The sequence below is a fragment of the Limisphaera sp. 4302-co genome, from assembly GCF_049537155.1.
Taxonomy (GTDB): domain Bacteria; phylum Verrucomicrobiota; class Verrucomicrobiia; order Limisphaerales; family Limisphaeraceae; genus Limisphaera.
Map to the genome: position 1 here is coordinate 566,537 of NZ_JBMVQZ010000001.1, position 23,211 is coordinate 589,747.

The 23,211-nt window shown below is 66.0% G+C and carries 19 protein-coding genes and 1 tRNA gene; 11 read left to right on the top strand and 9 right to left on the bottom strand.

The features are described from left to right. Positions 1-55 precede the first annotated feature (55 nt). The 4 genes from ACPDIX_RS02120 to ACPDIX_RS02135 form a co-directional block, all read right to left on the bottom strand. Entirely contained in the window at positions 56-1,450 is a 1,395-nt protein-coding gene (locus ACPDIX_RS02120) for a sugar transferase (protein ID WP_423430112.1), read from the bottom strand. A 66-nt stretch (positions 1,451-1,516) separates the two neighbouring features. After that, positions 1,517-2,272 carry an exosortase-associated EpsI family protein gene (locus ACPDIX_RS02125; protein ID WP_423430113.1) on the bottom strand — a complete coding sequence of 252 codons (756 nt, stop codon included), beginning with the start codon at positions 2,270-2,272 and terminating at the stop codon, positions 1,517-1,519. Further along, on the bottom strand, positions 2,269-3,231 hold the full coding sequence (locus tag ACPDIX_RS02130; protein ID WP_423430114.1) for an exosortase/archaeosortase family protein: 963 nt from the start codon (positions 3,229-3,231) through the stop codon (positions 2,269-2,271). Before ACPDIX_RS02130 ends, ACPDIX_RS02125 begins: the two co-directional genes overlap by 4 nt. A gap of 318 nt (positions 3,232-3,549) precedes the next feature. Next, positions 3,550-4,959 (bottom strand): glycoside hydrolase family 28 protein, encoded by a 1,410-nt coding sequence (locus ACPDIX_RS02135; protein WP_423430115.1) that lies wholly within the window; start codon positions 4,957-4,959, stop codon positions 3,550-3,552. Between the two features lie 324 nt (positions 4,960-5,283). Here ACPDIX_RS02135 and ACPDIX_RS02140 point away from each other — a divergent pair, with 324 nt between their 5' ends. The 4 genes from ACPDIX_RS02140 (at position 5,284) to ACPDIX_RS02155 (ending at position 10,415) form a co-directional block, all read left to right on the top strand. Then, a complete protein-coding gene (locus ACPDIX_RS02140) occupies positions 5,284-6,555 on the top strand; it encodes a tagaturonate epimerase family protein (protein WP_423430116.1) in 1,272 nt (423 codons plus the stop codon). Positions 6,556-6,565: 10 nt separating this feature from the next. After that, on the top strand, positions 6,566-7,651 hold the full coding sequence (locus ACPDIX_RS02145) for a sugar kinase (protein WP_423430117.1): 1,086 nt from the start codon (positions 6,566-6,568) through the stop codon (positions 7,649-7,651). 48 nt (positions 7,652-7,699) lie between these two features. Beyond that, positions 7,700-9,169 carry a decarboxylating NADP(+)-dependent phosphogluconate dehydrogenase gene (gene gnd / locus ACPDIX_RS02150; protein WP_423430118.1) on the top strand — a complete coding sequence of 490 codons (1,470 nt, stop codon included), beginning with the start codon at positions 7,700-7,702 and terminating at the stop codon, positions 9,167-9,169. A gap of 568 nt (positions 9,170-9,737) precedes the next feature. Then, positions 9,738-10,415, top strand: coding sequence for a response regulator (locus ACPDIX_RS02155; RefSeq protein WP_423430119.1), 678 nt, complete (start codon positions 9,738-9,740; stop codon positions 10,413-10,415). A 58-nt stretch (positions 10,416-10,473) separates the two neighbouring features. Here the strand turns inward: ACPDIX_RS02155 and ACPDIX_RS02160 are convergent, their stop codons facing one another. The 3 genes from ACPDIX_RS02160 to ACPDIX_RS02170 form a co-directional block, all read right to left on the bottom strand. Beyond that, complete coding sequence (locus ACPDIX_RS02160) at positions 10,474-11,412, bottom strand: sugar phosphate isomerase/epimerase family protein (RefSeq protein WP_423430120.1); 939 nt, start codon at positions 11,410-11,412, stop codon at positions 10,474-10,476. Positions 11,413-11,578: 166 nt separating this feature from the next. Beyond that, positions 11,579-12,010: a response regulator gene (locus ACPDIX_RS02165; protein ID WP_423430121.1), complete on the bottom strand. Its 432-nt coding sequence runs from the start codon at positions 12,008-12,010 to the stop codon at positions 11,579-11,581. A gap of 242 nt (positions 12,011-12,252) precedes the next feature. Then, positions 12,253-12,732, bottom strand: coding sequence for a redoxin domain-containing protein (locus tag ACPDIX_RS02170; protein WP_423430122.1), 480 nt, complete (start codon positions 12,730-12,732; stop codon positions 12,253-12,255). Between the two features lie 346 nt (positions 12,733-13,078). Between ACPDIX_RS02170 and ACPDIX_RS02175 the strand changes: the two genes are divergently transcribed. After that, positions 13,079-13,510: a DUF5666 domain-containing protein gene (locus tag ACPDIX_RS02175; protein ID WP_423430123.1), complete on the top strand. Its 432-nt coding sequence runs from the start codon at positions 13,079-13,081 to the stop codon at positions 13,508-13,510. A gap of 264 nt (positions 13,511-13,774) precedes the next feature. After that, positions 13,775-13,868 (top strand) — tRNA-Ser (locus ACPDIX_RS02180). Here the strand turns inward: ACPDIX_RS02180 and ACPDIX_RS02185 are convergent. Then, positions 13,827-14,783, bottom strand: a complete 957-nt coding sequence (locus ACPDIX_RS02185; RefSeq protein ID WP_423430124.1) for a deoxyribonuclease IV — start codon at positions 14,781-14,783, stop codon at positions 13,827-13,829. The two genes, ACPDIX_RS02180 and ACPDIX_RS02185, sit on opposite strands and share 42 nt — an antisense overlap. A 326-nt stretch (positions 14,784-15,109) precedes the next feature. Here ACPDIX_RS02185 and ACPDIX_RS02190 point away from each other — a divergent pair, with 326 nt between their 5' ends. Both ACPDIX_RS02190 and purM read left to right on the top strand, forming a co-directional pair. Beyond that, entirely contained in the window at positions 15,110-16,486 is a 1,377-nt protein-coding gene (locus ACPDIX_RS02190; protein ID WP_423430125.1) for a cytochrome ubiquinol oxidase subunit I, read from the top strand. A gap of 115 nt (positions 16,487-16,601) precedes the next feature. Further along, positions 16,602-17,681 carry a phosphoribosylformylglycinamidine cyclo-ligase gene (gene purM, locus ACPDIX_RS02195; RefSeq protein WP_423430126.1) on the top strand — a complete coding sequence of 360 codons (1,080 nt, stop codon included), beginning with the start codon at positions 16,602-16,604 and terminating at the stop codon, positions 17,679-17,681. 57 nt (positions 17,682-17,738) lie between these two features. Here purM and ACPDIX_RS02200 read toward each other — a convergent pair whose 3' ends face one another. Then, complete coding sequence (locus tag ACPDIX_RS02200; RefSeq protein ID WP_423430127.1) at positions 17,739-18,671, bottom strand: ZIP family metal transporter; 933 nt, start codon at positions 18,669-18,671, stop codon at positions 17,739-17,741. 264 nt (positions 18,672-18,935) lie between these two features. On the opposite strand from ACPDIX_RS02200, the gene ACPDIX_RS02205 reads away from it, so the two are divergent. The 3 genes from ACPDIX_RS02205 to ftsH are packed head-to-tail and all read left to right on the top strand — an operon-like array spanning position 18,936 to position 23,164. Beyond that, a complete protein-coding gene (locus ACPDIX_RS02205) occupies positions 18,936-19,661 on the top strand; it encodes a glycosyltransferase (protein ID WP_423430128.1) in 726 nt (241 codons plus the stop codon). Continuing rightward, a complete protein-coding gene (tilS, locus tag ACPDIX_RS02210; protein WP_423430129.1) occupies positions 19,645-21,129 on the top strand; it encodes a tRNA lysidine(34) synthetase TilS in 1,485 nt (494 codons plus the stop codon). Before ACPDIX_RS02205 ends, tilS begins: the two co-directional genes overlap by 17 nt. A 55-nt stretch (positions 21,130-21,184) precedes the next feature. Further along, positions 21,185-23,164 (top strand): ATP-dependent zinc metalloprotease FtsH, encoded by a 1,980-nt coding sequence (gene ftsH, locus ACPDIX_RS02215; protein WP_423430179.1) that lies wholly within the window; start codon positions 21,185-21,187, stop codon positions 23,162-23,164. Positions 23,165-23,211 lie beyond the last annotated feature (47 nt).

A 23,211-nucleotide genomic window follows, 5' to 3' on the forward strand; every position in this document is an offset into this window, starting at 1 on the left:
TCTGCCAAAATGCAGTTCCACTGGTCGCCTTCGCTTCGTGCCCGCCACGGATCCGTCATTTGGCCCCCTTGGCCGTAAGAACCACCGGAATCGTGCGCAGGAGGATCTTGAAATCCAGCCAGAGCGACCAGTGGTCGATGTATTCCAGGTCGAGCCGGACCCACTCCTTGAAATCGCGCAGTTCGCTCCGCCCGCTGATCTGCCACAGACAGGTCAGCCCCGGTTTGACACTCAGCCGGCGCCGATGCGCCACATCGTCGAACCGCGCCACCTCGTCCACCGGCAGCGGCCGCGGCCCCACCAGACTCATCTCGCCGCGCAGCACGTTGATCAGTTGCGGCAGCTCGTCAATGCTGTAGCGGCGCAGAAACCGGCCGATCGGCGTCACCCGCGGGTCATTGCTCAACTTGAAAACCGGACCGGACATCTCGTTGAGCTGCTCCAGCTCGTGTTTGAGCTGCTCGGCGTTGGTCACCATCGTGCGGAATTTGTACATGGTGAACGGCCGGCCGTTCAGACCCGCCCGCTGCTGGCGGAACAGCACCGGGCCCGGCGAGGTCAACCGGATCAACAGCGCCACCACCAGCATCGGAATCGCCAGCACGACCAGCAACACCACCGAACCCACCACGTCCACCGCGCGCTTGATCATCAACTGAATCGGCTTGTCCGGCGTGGCTCGGAACACCAGCACCGGCCGGCCGTAAAAATCGTCCAGCGTCGTGCGCGAAATCTCCGTGCGGAAGAACTCCGCCATCAGCCAGGCCTCCACCCCCTCGGTTTCACACGCCCGGATCACCCGTTGCACGTGACCAAAGTGCGTGTGCTCGGCACTGATCAACACCCCGTTGACCGAGTGCTCGTGCAGCAGGTCGGTGATCCGGCCCGGGTCTTCCCGCGTCAGATCCAGCTCCGCCACCACGTCCATCCCCTCGTCCGGATGCGACTCCACCTGGCGGCGCAGCCGTTCCAACTCGGAGGGGACCCCGACCAGCACCACCCGGCGCCGGAACTGCGGCTGGGTCAGCCGCCGCCGGTACATCCAGCGCAGCACCTCCTGCCGAGCATACACCAGACCAAAGGCCAGCGCGCCGAACCACACCACCATCCAGCGGGGCGTCACCAACTGCGTGAAAAACAGCAGCAGCGTCAGCCCCATGCACAGCAGCACCACGCCCCGCAGCAAACAAAGGGTGCTCTGCCAGCGCGGGCCCAGCACCGGCCGCCGGTAAAACCCGCTCGCCTCCAGCGTCAGCGGCCCCGCCGGAATCAACAGCAGGTAAACCCACAGATAGGCATCGAACGGAACCGGGAAAGGCGGCAGATCCAGCCAGTCGCACACCCGCGGATGGGTCCGGAGCGCGTAGGCCAGCCAGAAAGCCAAGCCGAAGAGGCACGCGTCCACCCACTGGTTCAACAGCAACCGGATCTGTCGCTCGCGCGTCGCCATGCGCTCAAACCCTCACCGGACCGCCCCCGGCCCGGCAACCGATCCGATTGTCCATGCCCCGGCGCTTCATTGCGCCCCTTCCTGATTCCCCGCCGCAACCGGCGCAGGCGGGCCCGGCACCGTCTGGAACTCGGGCACCGCCTCCGCCAGAAAGGCCTTCATCCGTTCGTAGGTCGCTTCCTCGCGCCCCGGCGCACAAACCGCAAAACAGGTCACATAAGCCCATCGCTGCAACACCCCGCGCGTCACCAATTCCCGCGCCATCCACCACATCCGCTCCCAGCCGGTCGGTTCCCCGCTCAGCCCGTCCCCGCACACAAACCAGTACACATACACCCCGCGCACCGGCACCGCCCGGCCCTGAACCGTCATCTCCCGGCTCGTCAACAGCTTCACCACCGGCAGATCATACGGATGCGGCCGCGGAATCCGTATCCGATCCGTCACCGTCTCGTCAATGCGCCAGCCCGCCCCCACCAGGCAAAACTGCGGCTTGTGAATGCTGGTCCGGTCCGTGCCCATCAAAACCACGTTCAACAAAAGTTCAAAACCGTCCTCCCCACGGTAGATCCGCTGACCGAAACTGGTGTCCGCTGGCAACGCCTCCACCACCTCCTGCTGCACCGCCACCGGCTCGGATCGGTACCCCGGCACCACCTCCGGCAGTTCCACCTCCACACGAAGGGTTTCCCCGGGAATCGGCCGTGTCCGAACCCCGGACTCACCCAATCGCTGGCGTCCCCTCAACTCCGCCAACAAAAAGGCCGTGCCCGCCATCAGCAGGGCCGTCACGACCGACCAGATCCAAACCCTCCGGTTCATGCCTCCGTCCCCGCCCGCGCCGGAGCCGACCGAACCGCCTCCGGCTCGCGCAACCACTGTTCCAACAACAACAGACAACCGATCGCCACCGCGAACGTCACGAAACCGAACCGCTGTTCCACGCTCACGCCGTACGACTGCCCGAACACCTCCGTCACCAGAATCGTGAAGGTGATCCGCGCCACGTTGCCCAACACCGCCAGCGGCACCGCCGCCAGCACCATCACCCACCGGCGCCACGCCGTCCGAAAAGCCGTCATGCCGAAAATCACCGTCAGCGCCAGCAGGCTCATCAGGCTGCGGATCCCGCTGCAGGCCGGGGCCACGTCATACCGGTAGGTCCGTTGCGCATCGTAAATGAGCGAGCCCTCCCGCAACACGTCGAACCCCAGCGCCTGCGCAATGCCCACCGAGATGTACGTCACCACCATCCGCAAGGGGAACGTCACGATCTCCGCCAGCGAACCCAGCGGGATGCAAAACACCAGCAGCACATACGGAAACCAACAGGCACGCAAAAACCGCGGCCCCCACGCCAGCCCCATCAGGCCGTAAAGGCCCAGAAACATCGCCACAATCGAGATCCGCGGCTGCTGAATCAGATAACCCAGCAGGTGCAATCCCGCCGCCACCCCCACAATCGCCAGAGCCGGCGGCCAAAGCTCCAGCGGCCCGCCCCACAGCTCCTTCCGCTTCCACCACATCAGCCCCGCCACGATCAGCGGCACCACCAGCCCGTGTCCCTCATCCCAGTCGTTGGCCCGGTAGGCATTGACCATCCATTCCAGCAGCGAGGCGGTCTTGACGTAGCCGAAGGTCGAATTCCCCAGGAAATGAAACAACATCAACCAGAGCGCGCACAGCGCGAACAACATCCCCTTGTTCGGCACCCGCGGCCAGATCGCCTGGAACTCGAGCCGGAACTCTTCCAGGATCCCGAGCTGTTTGACTTCGTTCATGGGCTCCGCAGCAGGATCCATCCGATACCCCATCCCAACCGCCGGCTCAAACACAAATCTGACCGGCCGCAACCCCCGCCGCCCGCCCCTTCCCCCCCCGCAGGAACGCGTCCCGGGCTTCGATCCCGACCGGCGGGGCGTCTCCCCCCCGTCGGGCCGCTCCCAGCCACCGGTCCCGCAGTTGTACCCGCACCCGGCCCCGCCCTGCCTGCACGGGACACAAAAGCCGCGGGGCAACCGGCACCGGTTGCCCCGAACGTTCGCCGGGCCCGAAAGGTTCAACGACGACTGCCGGCCCCCCGGCGTCCGCCGGTCCTCCTACGGAGCACGTTCCACCTCGCAGTCCACCAAGCGGACATCCCCGCCGTCCACCCGATCCGGCTGCGTCACCCCGCGAACCCGACACCGGATCAACCGCACGTCCGTAATCTCGGCCCCCTCAAAGGTCCGGATATCGAGCACCCGCCGTGCCTGCGCCACCTCCACATTCTCCATGCGCACGTGCCGCAACACCGGCCGGTGCGGCCCGTTGGCACCTTCCTCGTACAGAAAATCAATCTGCAAAACCGCATCCGCCACCCGCCCCACCTTCACGTTCCGCATCCGGACATTCTCGATGTGACCGCCCCGGACGGCGTTGGACTTGAACCGCAGCACGCGGTCCAGATTCGGACTGTCCATCTGACAATCCTCCACGAACACGTTCCGGCATCCCCCGGAAATCTCGCTCCCCATCACCACGCCGCCGTGCCCGTCCCGCATCACACAACGGCGCACCACGATGTTGGCCGACGGCACGCCAATCCGGCGCCCGTCATCGTTCCGGCCCGACTTGATCGCAATGCAATCATCCCCCGTGTCGAAGACGCAGTCCTCGATCACCACGTCCGTGCACGACTCCGGATTGCACCCGTCATTGTTGGGACCGTGCGAGATCACCTCCACCCCCTGCACCAGCACGTTGGTGCACAGCACCGGATGAATGTTCCACATCGGAGATCGCCGGATCCGAACCCCCTGGATCCACACGTTCCGGCAGCGATAGAACTGGATGAAGCTTGGCCGCAGGTAACCGCCGGATCCGTAGCGTCTCTCCCCCACCGGCACCCCGGCCGCCACCTGCGCCACCAACCGATTGCGCGCCGCCACCTGGTTCGGCCCCCCCACCGGCTGGTTGCGCCCGCCCTTCCAAGCCCACCAATTGTCATCACCGGCCTGCCCGTCCAGCACACCCCGCCCCGTCACCGCGACGTTCTGCTGATCCACCGCATAAATCAGGGGCGAATAGTTGTAGCACTCCATGCCCTCAAACCGCGTCAGCACCGGCGGCAGATAGGCATCCGGATCCGTTTTGAAGCGCAAAACCGCCCCCTCCGCCACATGCAGGTTCACCCCGCTCCGCAGATGAATCGGCCCGGTCAGGTACTCGCCCGCCGGAACCAGCACCCGACCGCCGCCCGCCGCCGCACAGGCTTCCACCGCCCGGCGGATCGCCTCCGTCGCATCCGACCGCCCGTCAGCCACCGCCCCGTAGTCCGTAATGTCAAACGTCCGATCCGGAAACCGCGGCGGCCGCACCCGCTCCACAATCGCCGCAGCCTCCCGCCACGGTCCCGCCGCCTCCCCGACAGCCGGCACCGCCAGCGGCCGCTGGCAGCCGCTCCACACACACACCCAGCCCAGCCCGACCACCAGTCGGACCGCCGCTGCAACCAATCGTTTCGACATGTTGCCTTCCGGATTGTTCCTTGCCTGGGTCTCGTTCACCGGCCACCCCATCCCCCGGCGCCCTGCCGGCAGCATGCCGGCCGCAAAAACCGGGAGGGCCGGAGCCAATCTGCGCCCCAACCTAGCACGACCCACCCCGGACCGCGCCTCCGCGCTTCTGCAATTCGCTTTGAATTTTTGGCATCGCACCCGATACCCTCGGGCCGTGCAATTTTCTCAGACTGCCATGCACAAATTCGCACGCCCGGGCACGGGTCGAATCCGGTAGTCTCGTGCCGTGCCGGGTCGGAGAGGCACGGCGGGAGGTACGGACGTCACAAACGAATGCAAAACACTCTGCAACTTGCCAAGTACTCGGTCGGTGTGGGCGATCGCTTCGCCCACGAAGCCGGTGCCCAACTGGCTGCCTGCCAGAAACTCCTCCGGGCAGGCCGGGAGGTCATCCCTGTCTGGAACAAATCCCATCGTGAACATCAGATCATCGGGTCCTCACCCGAAAGCGTCCGCACCGCCGCCGAGGCCGCCGTGCGTGCCGCGGGTTGGGCCCTCCCCTGGCACGTGGATGCCGACCACGTCCGGCGTGACATCCTCGGACCCTACCTCTCCTGCTGCGACTATTTCACCCTCGACGTCGCCGAAGCCATCGGCCAACCCGCACCACCCGCCCGGGTGGAGGCCTTTCTCCAAAAACACCCGGAACTCCTCGGCCGTCTCGACCTGCCCGACCTCACCGAGCCAATTCAAACCGACCACGCCACGCTCAGCCGCGCGGCCGGTCACTACCTCAAAGCCGTGGACGAGGCCGCCGCAGCCTACCAGACCATCGCTGCCGCCAGGAAACCCGGCACCTTCATCACCGAGGTTTCCATGGACGAGACCGACCACCCCCAGTCGCCCTTGGAACTGCTGGTCATCCTGGCCGCACTGGCCGATGCGGGCGTGCCCGTCCAAACCATCGCACCCCGGTTCGTCGGCCGGTTCAACAAGGGCGTGGACTACGTCGGAGACCCGGAGGCTTTCGAACGACAGCTGCTCGACTTCCTGACCGTCCTTCGCTTTGCCCGGCAGCAATACGGTCTGCCCGCCAACCTCAAACTCAGCGTCCACTCGGGCAGCGACAAGTTCTCGCTTTACCCCATCCTCCACCGCACCCTGCGTCGGACCGGCGAGGGACTTCACATCAAAACCGCCGGGACCACCTGGCTGGAAGAACTCCTCGGACTGATCGAATCCGGCGGAGCCGGCCTCCAGTTCGCCCAAAACCTCTACACCGAGGCCCTCGAACACATGGACGAACTGTGCGCCCCCTACGCCACGGTCATCGACATTGACCGTCGCCGACTGCCCTCGCCCGACGAGGTCCACCGCTGGAGTCCCGAACGATTCGCCGCCGCCCTCCGGCACGATCCCGCCTGCCCCGACTTCAACCCCCACCTCCGCCAGCTTTTCCACGTGGCCTACAAACTGGCCGCTCGACGCGGAGCGGAATTCCTGGGCCTGCTCGAACAGGCCCACGACATCATCGCCCGCCTCGTGACAAACAACCTGTACGAACGCCATCTCCGGCCCGTTTTCCTGGGCAACGGCAACCTCTGAACCCGACTTTATGAGCAACTACGGACTGAACATTCCCTCGCAAGGTTCACTGGACTTCCTGGCCCTGGGCGCGCTGGTCCACCGACTGGACCCCGGCGTGGTCCCCTTCCGCAAGGCCACGGAATGCCGCATCCACGTCAGCGGCGGGGAATACAACGTCGCTGCCAACCTCGCCGACTGCTTCCGCCTCCAGACCGGTATCGCCACCGCCCTGGTCGAGTACCCCATCGGCGATCTGATCGCCGAGCGGGTCCGCGCCATGGGCGTCAAACCATTCTACAAACGTTTCAAACACGACGGCGTCCGCGGGCCCAACCACGCCATCGTCTACAGCGACCGCGGCTTCGGCGTACGCCCACCCGTCGTCTTCTACAACCGCAGCAACGAAGCCGGCGCCCTGCTCAAACCGGGCGACTTCGACTGGAAGGCCATCTTCAGCCAGGGCGTCCGCTGGTTCCACAGCGGCGGCATCTTCGCCGCGCTCTCCGAAACCACCGGCCCCCTCATCATTGAGGCCATGCAGGCCGCCAAGGCCGCCGGCGCCGTAACCTCGTTCGACCTGAACTTCCGCCAGAAACTCTGGGACGTCTGGGGCGGTCAGGACCGCGCCGTCACCGTCATGCGCCAGATCGTCCAACACGTGGACGTGCTCGTCGGCAACGAGGAAGACCTCCAAAAAGGTCTCGGCCTGAAAGGACCCGACGTCCACGCCACCTCCAAACTCGACCCGGCCGCCTTCGTCGGCATGATGGACACCGTGGTCAAGACCTACCCGCAAATCCGGGTCGTCGCCACCACCCTCCGCGAGGTCCTCTCCACCAACCGCCATCGCTGGAGCGCCGTCGCCTGGATCAACGGCCAGGTCCACCAGGCGCCCACATGCGAACTGGACGTCTACGATCGCGTCGGAGGCGGCGACGGATTCGCCGCCGGCCTGTTCTACGGCATGTTGACCGGCCGGTCGCCCGAGGACTGTGTCCGGCTCGGTTGGGCCCACGGCGCCCTGCTCACCACCACGCCCGGCGACACCACCATGGTCACCGTCGAACAGGTCGAAGCCTTCGCACGCGGAGGCTCCGCACGCATCCAACGTTGAGACCCTCGACCGGACAACCCAACCCACGCAAACCCCTGTTGCCTTCCCATGGAACCGAAAGCTGACATCGCCGTCATCGGTCTGGCCGTCATGGGCCAGAACCTCATCCTCAACATGAACGACCACGGCTTCACCGTCGTGGCCTACAACCGCACCACCTCCAAGGTGGACGAGTTCCTCGCCAACGAAGCCAGGGGCACGCGCGTCATCGGCGCCCACTCCCTCCAGGAAATGGCCGCCCTCCTCAAGAAACCGCGCCGCGTCATGCTCATGGTCAAGGCCGGCCCGCCCGTGGACGAGTTCATCGAACAGCTCCTGACCGTGCTCGAGCCCGGCGACATCATCATTGACGGGGGCAACTCGAACTTCGAAGACACCATCCGCCGCACCAAATACGTGGAAAGCAAGGGCCTCCTCTACATCGGCACCGGCGTCAGCGGCGGCGAGGAGGGCGCCCGCCACGGCCCCTCCATCATGCCCGGCGGCAGCCCAGCCGCCTGGCCCCACGTCAAACCCATCTTCCAAGCCATCGCCGCCAAGGTCACCGACCCCACCACCGGTCGCACCGAGCCCTGCTGCGAGTGGGTGGGAGAAAACGGCGCCGGCCACTACGTCAAGATGGTCCACAACGGCATCGAATACGGCGACATGCAGCTCATCGCCGAGACCTACCACATCATGAAAGACGCCCTGGGCATGACCCCGGACGAAATGAGCCGCGTCTTCGGCGAATGGAACGAGGCTGAACTCAAATCCTACCTCATCGAAATCACCCGCGACATCCTCGCCTTCAAGGACGAAGACGGCCAGCCCCTGGTCGACAAAATCCTCGACACCGCCGGCCAGAAGGGCACCGGCAAATGGACGGTCATCTCCTCGGCCGAACTCGGCATCCCCGTCACCCTCATCGCCGAGGCCGTCTATGCCCGCTGCGTCTCCGCCTTCAAGGAACAGCGCGTCGAGGCCGCGAAGGTCTTCCCCGTGCCCGAACCCCGGTTCGAAGGCGACCGTAACCAGTGGCTCCAGGACCTCCGCCGCGCCCTCTATGCCTCCAAAATCGTCAGCTACGCCCAGGGCTTCATGCTCATGCGCGCCGCCGCCCAACAATACGGCTGGAACCTGAACTATGGCAGCATCGCCCTGCTCTGGCGCGGGGGCTGCATCATCCGCAGCGTCTTCCTCGGCGAAATCAAAAAGGCCTTCGACAAAAATCCCAATCTCGAAAACCTCCTGCTGGACCCGTTCTTCGCCAACGCCATCCGCGAGGCCACACCCTCCTGGCGGCGCGTCGTGGCCCACGCCGCCCGGCACGGCATCCCCGTGCCCGCCTTCGCCACCGCCCTGGCCTTCTTCGACGGCATCCGCAGTGAACGACTCCCGGCCAACCTCATCCAGGCCCAGCGCGATTACTTCGGCGCCCACACCTACGAGCGGGTGGACCGGCCCCGCGGCCAGTTCTTCCACACCAACTGGACCGGCCACGGCGGCCGCGTGGCCAGCGGCTCCTATACCGTTTGACCCGCACAACACCGCAACACCACCCACACAAAAGCGCCCACCCGGTTCCCGCCCATCCTCGACCGGGTGGGCGCTCCGTTTTCCTCAGGTCCGATCCTCCACCAACCACCCCCTTGCCCATGCGACACCCGCCCCACCCGGGATGGACCCGGGACGGCTTGTCGGGCGAAATACGGAAGTGCCCCAGATATTCTCCGGGATCACAACTAGGCGCCCCCCGGATTGTCTGTTCCCGCAATTCCGGTAGCGTGGTTCCCAGCTTCCGAGCCAACCGGGCGGGACCGCACCATGCAACCGTACATCGCCAATCCAGTAGCCAACAGGCCAAGGCGGCAAAAGCCGGTTGAAAGCGAACTGGCCGCGCCCATCCCGGTCCAAAAACCGGCAGGACCCCACCCTCCACCACACAATGACGAGCCTCGCCAGCAATCTCCTTGCAAAGGCAACCAAGCATGACGCGTCTTTCCCCACCTGCGAACGCCCACACCCGCGGGATCACCCGCCGGCAACCGGAACGCTGTCAGCAGACCGCCCGCACACAGAATCGGCTCAACCCACTTCCCCGCTCATGACGCCCGCCCCCATACGCGTGCTGTTGGTGGATGACCACCCCGTGGTCCGCCGGGGGATCCGGGCTTGGTTGCAGAGGAACCCCTCCATCGAGGTGGTCGGAGAAGCCGCCGACGGCATTGAGGCTCTCGACCTCTGCCGGACCCTTCACCCGGATGTCGTGCTGACCGACCTCGACATGCCGCGCATGGATGGACTGGCCCTGACCGAGGCCATTCGGCGGGAGCTACCTGACGTCAAGGTCCTCATCCTCTCCATGCACGCCAATACCGACTACATCCTCCGCATCCTCCAGGCGGGCGCCCAAGGCTACGTCTCAAAAGAGGCCGATCCAGGCATGCTCGTTCAAGCGGTGGAAGCCGTCTCCCGCGGCGAGTCCTTCTTCAGCGCAGACGTGGCCCGCGTGGTCCTCAACCAACTCGTCCTGGCCGAACAGGCGCCCTCACCCCAGACACCCGAACTCACCCCCCGCGAACGTCAGGTCCTCATCGGGATCGCCGAAGGCCTGACCAACAAGGAAATCGCCGACCGCCTCGGCGTCAGCATCCGCACCGTCGAAACGCATCGCGAACATCTGATGCAGAAGCTCGGCATCCACACCGTGGCCGGCCTCACGCGGTACGCCGTCGCCAGGGGTCTGGTCTCGCCGGACCGCCCGCCCGGACAACAACCCTGACGGGCGGCGGCAAACCGGCCTGCCGGCCAGAACGAAGGACCTTCGCCACCGCCAAGGGTCAGGAGGTCCGTGCCCCCTCCCACCACCCGCGCAGCACGTCCAGGCTCCGTCGCACGGCGGTTTCCAATTCCGATCGCGTCCGCCTGCCCTCGCGACCCCAGTCATATTCGATGTGCAACGAGAACGGGCCGCCGTAGCCCAGCCGTCGCAGGCGATCGAAAAACCCCATCCGACCCAGCTCACCCTCGCCGAAGGGAACGAAGCGGCGCCGGCGGTCCGTGTCCTTCACGTACACCACGCCCAGATGCTCGCGAACCCGCTCGAACCCCTCCAACCAGCCCTCCCCGTGCACCAGCAGCGCGTGCCCGGGGTCGAACGCCACCGCCACCTCGGTTGGTGAGAACCCCTCCACCAACGCCGCCAGCTCACCCAGGTCCCCTCCGAGGTACCGGGTCCGCCCGGTCGGTGAATGATTCTGCACCAGCGCACACAGCCCCAGCTCCCGATTCCACTCGGCCAGCCGGGCCAGGGATTCACGGACGCGCCGGAGCTGCTCGTCCACCGCCGCATCCGGCCCCACCCGCAAGAAGCCCACCCGATAGAATCTCACCCCAAGCTCGCGTACTGTTTCCAGGATCGCCCGCGCATGCGGGCTGTCCGTGTCCAGAATCGCCGTGGTCACCAGGCCCACCCGCGCGCCACGATCGCGCAACAACCGGTCATACCGCACCAGGTCCTCACGCACGCGGGCCGGCTCGATCCGATCACCGGGTCGAACCGCACAATCCACGCCGTCCAGACCCGTGGCCTCCACCAGGGCAGCGGTTTCGTCGAGGCTCAGCCCGGCCTGTACACAGACCTTGTCGAACAGGTACACCGGGGCCTTTTCCGATCTCCCGCCGAACAGCCGGCTCCGGACTGCCACCCCGGCCCATGACGCCACAAGTGCCGTCACCACCAGGAACCGGCGCCGTGACAAACCGATCCCCTCGCGCATGCCAGCCACGCTGGACCAATCCCATCGGAAGCTCAAGGACGGAGAACCGCCCCCACATGGCGCCGCAGCACCGCAGGGCAGGGACCGGCAAGGCCCGAAACCGGCCTTTGCACCAAAGGGTCGAAAGACCAATCGCGGGCCGGACGAAGCGGATGAGGCAGGAAGCCTACGCCTGCGAGGACGGCGTCGGCATGGGACAGACTTTCTCGATGGCCCGGCGCAGCGTGTCCAGCATGAAAGGCTTGCTCAACACCATCGCCACCCCGGGCAACGGCACCCGATTGGCCGCCAGAACCTCGGCGTGGGCGGTGACCATCAGAATGGGCAGGGTCGGCCACCGGGCGGAGACGTGCTGCACCAGCTCGTCGCCCCGCATCTCCGGCATGGCATAATCCGTGATCACCAGGTCGAACGGCTGCTTCTCCAACAAAGCCAGGGCCTCCGCCCCGTTTTGGGCCATCTGAACCTGATGTCCGTCGAACGACAGCATCATGGCCATCGCTTCACACACCAGAGGTTCGTCGTCCACGACGAGGATCCGGCGCCTGGCTGTATGGGTCTTTTTCACCGTGTCGAGCCGCTCAGCCGTCGGCCCCATGCTGGCACAAACTGCGCGCATGCAAAATGCGAATTCGAACAAACGACCTTACCCGCCCGGCTTGCAGGGGGTCCCCGGTCAGCCGGCCAGGCAGAAGCCGCCTCGGTGGGTTCCTGCCAGCAGAATCCCACTGCCCACGGAAAGCACCCGGGAATGAAACCAGGGACCGCCGACCCCGCCGCCACGCCGGGCGCGGCCGGTCGCGGAGCGACCCGGCCGCGCAACTCGCAACCCGGCCCGCTTCAGCTCAGCCGGGCCAGCACCTGCTTGATGGCTTCGAAATTGGGCAACTCTTTCGGAGTGGGCGTCTGCTCGCTGTACCGGATGATCCCCTCCTTGTCGATCACGAACGCCGCCCGGGCACTGACCGACCCCAAGCCCAGCAGGTCATCCAGCAACACATCGTACGCCCTGGCCACGGTCTTGTTCAGATCGCTGGCGAGCGTGATGCCGATCTTCTCCTTCTGCGCCCAAGCCTCCTGCGCAAACGGACTGTCCACGCTGATGGCGATCACATCCGCGTTCAGCTCCCGGTAAGCGTTCAACCCCGCCGTCACGTCGCACATCTCCTTTGTGCAGACGCCGGTGAAGGCCAGCGGGAAGAACAGCAGGACCGTGTTGCGTTTGCCGAAGTTGTTGCTCAGCGTCACGTCCTGCAACCCGGACGGGGTCTTGGTCTTCAACGTGAAATCCGGTGCCTTGCTTCCAACGGGCAATGCCATATCTCGTTTCTCCTCTCGAAATGAAGTGATTGGATTCCTTCAGGTTCCTTCGATGGACCCAACATTTGTGCAACTGGCCGGTACTGTCAATCCCGCCCGCCCTTTTTACCGCCACAACTCTCTCCCGGGCAGCGCATGATGTATTCCGACTGCACCCGCGTCGGCAGCCCTGCCCCAGCCTGCCCGCGGCATCAGCGGTCTTCAGATTCCACTGAAAGAACCACGATCCAGATTTCCGCCTTGACTGGACCGGGCCACGGACTAGGAAGGGGCCTTGAAGAGCAGGGCCCCCAGATGGCCCCGCTCGCGGATAGAACCCGCAACCGCTACACCGCCCGAGAAACTCATGAAACGCGCCATCGCAACCCTCATCCTGGCAGCACTCATCGGTCTGCTCACCCGGCCCACCGCGCCAGCCGCCGAGCCGGACAAGCCGGTGGCAGGCAGCCCGTCCGACCCCGCGCCCGTTCCCAAGCCCAAGCCCGGCGCAAGGCACCGGCCCCTTGCCGGACGCATCACCGAGGTGGATCAGGTCCACAAAACCCTGAAGGTCGGCAAAACCGTCGTGTACATCACTTCGGAAACCCGCATCACCAAGGACGGCAAACCCGCTGTCCTGGCCGATGCCAGGCCCGGAGAAGAGGTGGGCATCAGCTACGTGCCCAGCGAAGACGGCCGCTACGTTGCCCTCTCGGTACGAATCGGACCCAGACCGGGCGCGGCCGGCAAACCGCCGAAACAGGGGGCCTCGAAGAATGCCTCCGCCGAGAACCGGTAGGTCATCCAAACCCCATCCCGCACTGACCAATCCGGCAGACGAACGCGTGCCGAATCCCGCGAAGGCCCCGGGGAAGCTCCGCCGCCCACGCCCTGAGCCCACTGCCCTGGACGAGCGGCCGCCGCCTCGAGTCTCTCCATCGGTTCCAGCTTTGCTCTTGCTGCGCACGACCAGTGCCCGTATGGTGAGCGGTGGTCGGACGATCCGACCCCGGTCTTCACCATCCGCGGGGCCGGCCGGTTGCCGACGCAAAGTGTCGCTTGCGGAGAGATGGCCGAGTGGCTGAAGGCGACGGTTTGCTAAACCGTTATACGGGCTAAAACCCGTATCGGGGGTTCGAATCCCCCTCTCTCCGCCATTTCACTTTCGCCCGACTGCGTCGGCCGCCTGCCCACGCACCTTGCTTCGCGAGACGGCGCCCGCCCCCGGTTGCGCACAGCGACCGCAACACGGCCAGATTCTCGCGGTCCTCGTGCAAATCCTCCGATTTCGGCGTTTCCAGACAGCCCGGCAGCCGGTCGAACCGCGGATCCGAAACCAGCAGTCGAAACGCCTCCCGGCCAAGCCGGCCCCGACCAATGTGCTCGTGTCGGTCCCGGCGCGACCCCAACGCAGCTTTCGAGTCGTTCAAGTGAAACGCCACCACCTGGTCCAGCCCCACCCATCGCTCGAGCTCTTCCCAGACGCGATCCCACCCCGCCGGCACGCGAATGTCGTACCCGGCGCCCCACAAATGCGCCGTGTCCAGGCAGATCGCCAGCCGGTCCGCGCAGCCCACCCGTTGGTACACCTCTGCCAGGTGCCACAGCTCGCCCCCCAGACACGTCCCCTGACCCGCCGTGTTCTCCAGCGCGATGCGTACACCCAGCCCGCGCGTGGCGGTCACCACTTCCTCGATGGCCTCGCTTACCCGGCGCAGACCCGCCTCCACTCCCGCCCCGAGATGGGCCCCGGGATGCACCACCAGAAACGGCAGTTCCAACTGGGCCGCCCGCCCGATTTCCTCCACCAGCGAACGCACGGACTTGTCGCGATTCGACGAGGGCGGCGCCGCCAGGTTGATCAGGTATCCGGCATGCCCGAACACACACGCGAGCCCCGCCCTCTGCCGCACCTCGTGAAATGCTTGGAGCTCCTCTTCACGAAAGGGCCGGGCGAACCATTGCATGTTGTTCTTCACAAACAACTGGCAACAATCCGCCCCGATCCGCACCGCCCGCTCCAGTGCCGAGGCCACGCCACCTGCCGTCGAACAATGCGCCCCAAAAAGCATGCGCGATCCTAACGCGATGGCCGACCGGCTGTCCATGGGCCCGCGCGAAGCAAGCGGCATCGCCCCGCTGCAAAACGAAACCCGACCTTTGCACAATCGGAACCCCGCTCCCGAGGCATTCCGTGCGCCCTTCACCAGCCGGTCCGCCACCCCCTGCCCCTGATCCATCCCGGCTCAAGCAGCTCATTCGTCCAGCATCTGGGCACCATTCCGTTGCCCCGGGCACGTTCACCCGGTTGCTCCCCCGCCATCCCGGCAGGGCGTGCGCGTCCCGGACCGGATTCACTTGCGACCATGCAACCAAGGTAGAACACTGAACAGTGCTTATGGAATGGGACGTGGTCACACTCTCGCGCATCCAGTTCGCCGCCACGGTGGCCTTTCATTACCTCTATCCGCCACTGAGCATCGGGCTGGGCGTCATGCTGGTGCTTTTTGAGTCGCTCTGGCTGCGCACGAACAACCCCCTGTACCACCAGTTGGCCCGGTTTTGGACCCGCATCTTCGCCCTGACCTTCGCCCTCGGCGTCGCCACCGGCATCGTCATGGAGTTCGAGTTCGGCACCAACTGGGCCAACTACTCCCGATTCGTCGGTGATGTCTTCGGCAGTGCCCTGGCCGCCGAGGGGATCTTCGCCTTCTTCCTGGAGTCCGGGTTCCTGGCCGTGCTGTTGTTCGGATGGGACAAGGTCAAACGAACCACCCACTTTTTCGCCACCTGCATGGTCTGCCTCGGCGCCCATTTCAGCGCCATCTGGATCGTCGTGGCCAATTCCTGGATGCAAACACCAGCGGGATTCCACATCGTGGAGACGCCCATGGGGCCCAGGGCGGAAATCACGGATTTTTGGGCCATGGTCTTCAATCCCTCCTCGGTTCACCGTTTGTCACACGTCATCTGCGGCTGCTGGCAGGCCGGCGCGTTTCTGGTCGTCAGTGTCGGTGCCTGGTACCTGCTGAAGCGGGTCCACCTCGACTTCGCACGCGCCTGTGTGAAGGCCGGGCTGGCCGTCGGCCTGGCAGCCTCCCTCCTGCAGGTGGTGACCGGCCACATCAGCGCAGAAGGCGTCGCCCGGAATCAACCCGCCAAACTCGCCGCCTTCGAAGGACTTTTCGAAACCCGGCCGCGCGCACCCCTCTACCTGTTCGGCTGGGTCAACGAGAATGAAAGGAAGGTGCACGGACTGGCCATTCCCGGGCTGCTGAGCTGGCTGGTGCACGGCGATGTGGATCAGCCGGTCACCGGCCTGGACCAGTTTCCGCAGGAGGATTGGCCGCCAGTCAATCGCTCGTTCCAGTTCTACCACCTCATGGTCGCCGTCGGCTTCGCCATGATTGCCCTGGCCGTGCTCGGCGCCTGGCACGCCTGGCGGGGCACACTCCCGCAGCGGCGGTGGCTGTTGTGGTTGCTCGTGCTCTCGGTCCTCGGCCCCCAGATCGCCAATCAGGCCGGCTGGTTCGCCGCTGAAACCGGCCGCCAGCCTTGGATCGTTTACGGTCTGATGCGCACCGCCGAGGGCGTCTCCCCCACCCTGAAAGCCGAAACCGTGCTGGCCTCCCTGATCCTTTTCACGGTCATTTACCTCCTGCTCTTTGCAGTTTTCCTCTACCTGCTGAACGAGAAGATCCAGAAAGGCCCCGACGCCGAAGACCTGATTCCCTCCGGCAAGCTGGCCCTCCCGGTCCGCCCCGCCGAATCGTAGAAGGCCGGCACCTGGACCGCACACAGCCGCACACGGCGACCGACCGGCCCGGTCTTTCCACCCCCGGTTTTTGCTCTCGCCACCCGCGCCTCGTGTCGTTTTAATGTGCCGCTCCATGAAACGGAGCGCATACGCACGTGCGGGCGTGGACATTGACCTGGGCAACCGACTCAAGGCCCGCCTGCCCCGCTGGCTGGCCCGGGCGCAGCGACCCGAGGTCCTTGGAAAGATCGGCAGCTTCGGCGGCCTGTTCGCACTCGACATCCGCAAATACCGCCGGCCCGTGCTGGTCTCTTCCATTGACGGCGTGGGCACCAAGCTCAAGGTCGCCTTCGCCATGGACCGCCACGACACCGTCGGCCAGGACCTCGTCAACCATTGTGTGAACGACATCGCCGTGCTCGGCGCCGAACCGCTCTTCTTTCTCGACTACATCGGCACCAGCCGGCTCGAACCCCGCGTGTTTGAACAACTCGTCCGCGGCCTCGCCCAAGCCTGCGCCGAAAACCACTGCGCCCTCATCGGAGGTGAAACCGCCCAGATGCCCGGCTTCTATGCCCCCGGCGAGTACGACCTCTGCGGCTCCATCGTCGGCGTGGTCGAACGGGAAGCGATCCTGGACGGCCCCCGGCAGGTCCGCGCAGGCGATGCCGTCATCGGACTGGCCTCCAGTGGACTCCACACCAACGGATATTCCCTGGCCCGGCGCATCCTGTTCGAGCAGCTCAAACTCAAACCCTCCACGCGCGTGCCCGAGCTCGGCACCACCATCGGAGAGGAACTCCTGAAGGTGCACCGCAGCTACGGGCCCGTCCTCCGCGCCCTGTTGCAGCACTTTCAGCCCCTCAGCCGCACAAACGGACCGGCCCGCCGTTCCTCCGGGCCCATCCACGCCCTCGCCCACATCACCGGCGGCGGGTTCCTCGACAACATCCCCCGCGTCCTGCCCCCACGGTGCGACGTGGTCATCCAAAAAGGGTCCTGGGAAATCCCACCCATCTTCACCTATCTCCAAACCCGCGGCCGGATCGAGGAAACCGAGATGTTCCACGTGTTCAACATGGGCATCGGCATGGTCGCCATCGTGGAGGCCGGACAGGCCGACGCCGTGGTCCGGTTCCTCCGCCACCGGCGGCATCCGGCCTGGATCATCGGCGAGGTCGTGCGCGGCCGCGGTCAAACCCGCATCGTCTGAGTCCAACCCCGCCGCCCCGCTGCATCGCCCCGACAACCCCCGGCGCCTCTCCCGACCTCACGGCCCCTTGTCCGCAGGCACCTCCGGGGAAGGGTGAGCCTCCGGAACAGGCGCCGTCGCCCCGCCCGCTCCGTCCCCGTGCCGATCCGGGTGCACGTGACCCGGCCCGTGGGCATGCCCGCCGATCCACACCGCCAACATCACCCCCACCACCAGCGACAGCGAAAGCTTCACCCGATCATGCGCATGGAACTGCAGCTCCGGCAGCAAATCCGCGCATGCAATGCAGAGAAACGTCCCTGCACAAAACGCCAGCGCATACCCCAGCCACACCGGATGAGCCTCCCACAGGGGACGTCCCGCCCAGAAACACGCCACCGCCGCCAGCGGCGTCACCAGCGCAAAAGCCAGGTTCACCGGAAAATACCAACGCCGCGCCGTCCCGGAAGCCACCATCAACGTCGTAACCGACAGGGCGCAAAACGGCTTGTGCAGGATCACCGCCAGTGAGGTGCCCAGCCCCAGCCCGTGCCCGTGCCCGTGATCCACGGCCGCCACGGCCGATGCCAGCGCCAGCCCGTCCAGCACCGAATGCAGAGACAGGCCCAGCGCCACACCCACCCACCCCAACGGACCGCTCCGCAGCAACGCCGGCGCATGCGCATGCCCGCAAGCCGACTTCGGCTGCCCCTCCACCACGTCGTGCTCGTGAAACGGCAAAAACCGCTGCAGCACAAACATCCCCACAAACCCAGCCACCATCCACAGGGCCGCACCGTGGGCCGAGCCCACCGCCTCCACCGAATGAGGAAACAACTGCAACAGCGCCAGCCCAAACATCAGACCCGCCACCAGACTCACCGCCACCTGCAATCGCGTGTGCGTCAGCGCCAAATAACACGGTACCGCACCCCCGGCCAACGAGGCCAAAAGCACCACCCCGGCATACAGCACCAACGTCCCCCACACGCCACCAACTGCCTCGTTCATGCTCGACCCTCTCCAGACACCTTCACCATGCCTCTTGCCAACCCGGCCTGGCGTGCGGTCAGCCCGCACCAGCCGGAGTTGCCCCACCCCGGCCGGCGGACGCCCCGACCGGACCCGGCGCATCATAAACGGCTCCCCACAAGTGTAACAGGGTTTTTCGACAAACCCTTTCGGCCTCTTCGCCCGGCCGGGCCCGCCATCCCGCAGCCGCCCATCCTCTTTTCCGGTTGCCGCCGGGCTCCACGCCGGTCACATTGAATACCGGTGCGGATCTCCATCGTCATCCCCGCGTACAACGAAGAACAGTGGCTGGGCAGCACCTTGGAGGCCGTCCGGCAAGCTTCCCGCGCCCTGACCCGACGCGCCTGGGAGGTCGAATGCATCGTCTGCGACAACCATTCCACCGACGCCACCCCCCGCATCGCCGCTGCTGCAGGCGCCACGGTGGTCTTCGAGCCCGTCCGCCAGATCGCTCGCGCCCGAAACTGCGGTGCACGGCTCGCCACAGGCAACTGGATCCTCTTCCTCGACGCCGACAGCCACCCTTGCCCGGCGTTGTTCGAAGACATGGCCCGGCAGATGAGCAACCCCCGCGTTCTGGCCGGCGGCTCCACCCTGCGCATGGACGCCCCCCACTGGCTCGGACGTTTCGCCATCACCGCCTGGAACCTGGCCAGCCGCTGCGGCAAATGGCTGGCCGGCGCTTTCATCTTCGTCCGCACGGAAGCCTTTCGAACTGTCGGAGGATTCAACGAGACCCTCTACGCCGCCGAGGAAATCGATCTCACCTGCCGGCTCCGCGCCCTCGCGCGCGCCCGAAGGCAAAAAATCGTCATCCTCCACCGACACCCCCTCCTCACCTCCGCACGCAAGTTATACCTCTACCGCCCTTCCGAACTCATCCATTTCTGGGCCCGCGCAGCCTGGCGCCACCGGCAAACCGTCACCAGCCGCGAGGCCTGTTTCGTCTGGTATGACGGCCGACGCTGATTTCACCCACGCCGCTGAACGCGCCCTCCTCCGCCAGGTGGCGGCCAACGTCCGGTCCCACAACCTCTTGCAGCCGGAACAGAAGGTCCTCGTGGCCGTCTCCGGCGGCTGCGATTCCATGGTCCTGCTCGACCTCCTCCACCGGCTGACCCCGCGCCACCACTGGATCCTGGGCGTCGCCCACTTTAATCACCAGCTCCGCGGCCCGGAAGCCGATGCCGACGAAGCCTTCGTCCGTGATCACGCCGCCCGGTTGGGCCTCCCCTTCTTCGCCGGACGCGGCGACGTCCGGGCCCTGGCCCGGCAGCACGGATGGTCGCTCGAAATGGCCGCACGCACCCTGCGCCTGGACTTTCTGATCCGCACCGCCAGTGAATGGGGCAGCCCGACCATCGCCCTCGGACATCATGCAGACGATCAGGTGGAGCTCTTCTTCCTGCGCATCCTCCGCGGAGCCGGCGGGGAAGGCCTCGAAGGCATGCACTGGAAATCCCCCGCCCCAGCCGGACGAGACCCTCGCCGCTCCACCGAAACAGTCCCGGCGTTGATCCGACCCTTGTTGAACCTGCCCAAGGCCACGCTCCGCGCTTACGCCGCATGGCGAAAGCTGCCCTTCCGCGAGGACCGTTCCAACCTCGCACCCGACATCCTCCGCAACCGTATCCGCAACGAACTGCTCCCCCTCCTCGAATCCGCCTACCAGCCCGGGCTCCGCCAGACCATCCCGCGAGTCATGGAAATCGTGGGCGCCGAAGCCGCCGCGGTCCGACTCTGGGCCCAACAGTGGTGCGCATCGCCCTCCCCACCCTTCCATCAATTGCCCGAGGCCGTCCAACGAGCCGTCATCCGCCTCCAATTGCGCCGGCTCGGTCGCGAACCCTCCTTCACCCTGGTCGAACAACTCCGCCTCCGACCCGGCCGCCGCATCCACGCCGGACCCAACCTTTGGTTCATCCGGGACAAATCGGGTCAAGTCCACGTTGCCCCGCCTGCCGACCTGAACTTTCGCACAGCACAGCACACGCTCGACCTCCAACAGCCCGGCCGGACCGCCTTCGGCGGTGCGGAACTCTCCTGGCGCATCACCCCCACCCGCGGTCCCCGGATCGGCACGCCCCGGCCCGGCGTGGAGTTCTTCGACGCTGACAAGGTCGGTCCCTCGGTCCGACTCCGCTTCTGGCAGCCCGGCGACCGTTTCCAGCCCCTCGGCTTCACCCGCCCCGCCAAGCTCCAGGACCTTTTCACCGCCGCCGGCGTCCCCGCGCCCGAGCGACGGCTGCGCCTCGTCGCAGAAACCTCCTCCGGCACCATCTTCTGGGTCGAAGGCCTCCAGCCGGGTGAACTCTTCAAGCTCACGCCGGAAACCCGACGACGCCTCCGCTGGGAATGCCGGCGGGCAAACCCAGGTTGCGACACCGCACCAGCCGTGTTAGCTTCGCACGGAATTAACGATTTCGAGCATGGCTGAATCCAATCCAAATCGCAGCAATCCCGGCGGATCTCACCGGCCGCCGGAGTTTCGCATGCAACCCCGCACCTGGGTCGTATGGGTGATGATCGTCGCCGGGGTCATCGTCCTGATGTCCCTGCGCAACCGCACCCAACAGGAAGCCGTCCAGATCTCCCAGGCGCGTTTCCTCCAACTGGTCGAATCCAATCTCATCGCCAAGGCGCGCATCATTTACAGTGCCCAATCCCCGTTCCTGACCGAGATCATCGGCACCTATTACGCCACGGACGCCTCCGGCCGCCGAATCCAGGAGAACGGCCACGACAAGGAGGTGCCGTTCCGCGCCCGGGCCCGCCTCACCGAGGCCATGGAAGACCGGCTGCTGCGCCTGCCCAATTTCGAGCCCCAGGAACAAAACATGGTGCTGATGAACGTCCTGCTCAGCATCCTGCCCATCCTGCTCATCGCCGCCCTCATCTGGTTCTTCTTCATCCGCCAGATCAAAATGGCCGGCAAAGGCGCCCTCTCCTTCGGCAAAAGCCGGGCCCGCCTCCTCACCAAGGAACGCAACAAAACCACCTTCAAAGACGTCGCCGGCATCGACGAGGCCATCGAAGAGGTGGCCGAGCTGGTCGAATTCCTCCGCGACCCGAAAAAATTCCAGCGCCTCGGCGGTCGCATCCCCAAGGGCGTGCTGATGGTCGGCCCGCCAGGCACGGGCAAGACCCTGCTGGCCAAGGCCATCGCCGGCGAGGCCGACGCCGCGTTCTTCAGCATCAGCGGTTCGGACTTCGTCGAAATGTTCGTCGGCGTCGGCGCCAGCCGCGTCCGCGACATGTTCGAACAAGCACGCAAACACACCCCGTGCCTGATCTTCATTGACGAAATCGACGCCGTGGGCCGCAGCCGCGGCCACGGCCTCGGCGGCGGCAACGACGAACGCGAGCAAACCCTCAACGCGCTCCTCGTCGAGATGGACGGTTTCGACACCACCGAGGGCATCATCATCATCGCCGCCACCAACCGGCCCGACGTGCTCGACCCCGCCCTGCTCCGCCCGGGCCGGTTCGATCGCCAGGTGGTCGTCAACCTCCCCGATGTCCGCGGCCGGGAGGCCATCCTCAAGGTCCACGCGCGCAACATCAAACTCGCGCCGGATGTGGACCTGTCCGTCATCGCCCGCAGCACCCCGGGCTTCTCCGGCGCCGAACTGGCCAACCTGCTCAACGAAGCCGCCCTCCTGGCCGCCCGCGCCGGCAAGAAGGCCGTCGGCATGCAAGAACTCGAAGAAGCACGCGACAAGGTCCGCTGGGGCCGCGAACGTCGCAGCCTGGCCATGACCCCGGAGGAAAAACGCTGCACCGCCTGGCACGAGGCCGGCCACGCATTGGTCAACGTGCTCCTCCCCAACGCCCAGCCCCTTCACAAGGTCACCATCATCCCGCGCGGCCAGGCCCTCGGTGCCACCATGTCGCTCCCGCGCGGCGACGTCCTCAACCGCCGCCGCAAGGAAATGCTCGATACTGTGGCCGTCATGATGGCAGGCCGGATCGCCGAGGAAATGGTCTCCGGGGACATCTCCACCGGCGCCGCCGGAGACATCCAGCAGGCCACCAACATCGTCCGGGCCATGGTCACCCAGTGGGGCATGAGCGAACGCATCGGCATGATCCACTACGGCCGCGACGACGAATACGTCTTCCTCGGCCGCGAAATCGCCAGTCACCGCCCCTACAGCGAGCGCACCGCCGAGGAAATCGACGCGGAAGTCAAGCGCATCATCGACGAACAATACCAGGTGGCCAAGCAGCTCCTGGAAGCCAACCGCGACAAACTCGAAGCCCTCGCCAACGCCTTGCTCGAATACGAGACCCTGGACGCCAGTCAGGTGGAGGAAATCGTCCGGACCGGCCGCCTCACCGTCCGGCCACCCACCCCCAAGGGCGAGCCACCCATGGGGGCCCCCGCCGGCACACCGGTGCCCGAAATCCCGCCCAAACCGGCCAGCCCCACCCTGCCCGGACTCGGCAGCCCCGCCCCGGCCACAGCCTGAGCCGGACGTGCCGGGCCCCTGGCCCTGCCTTCACACGCAGACTCCGC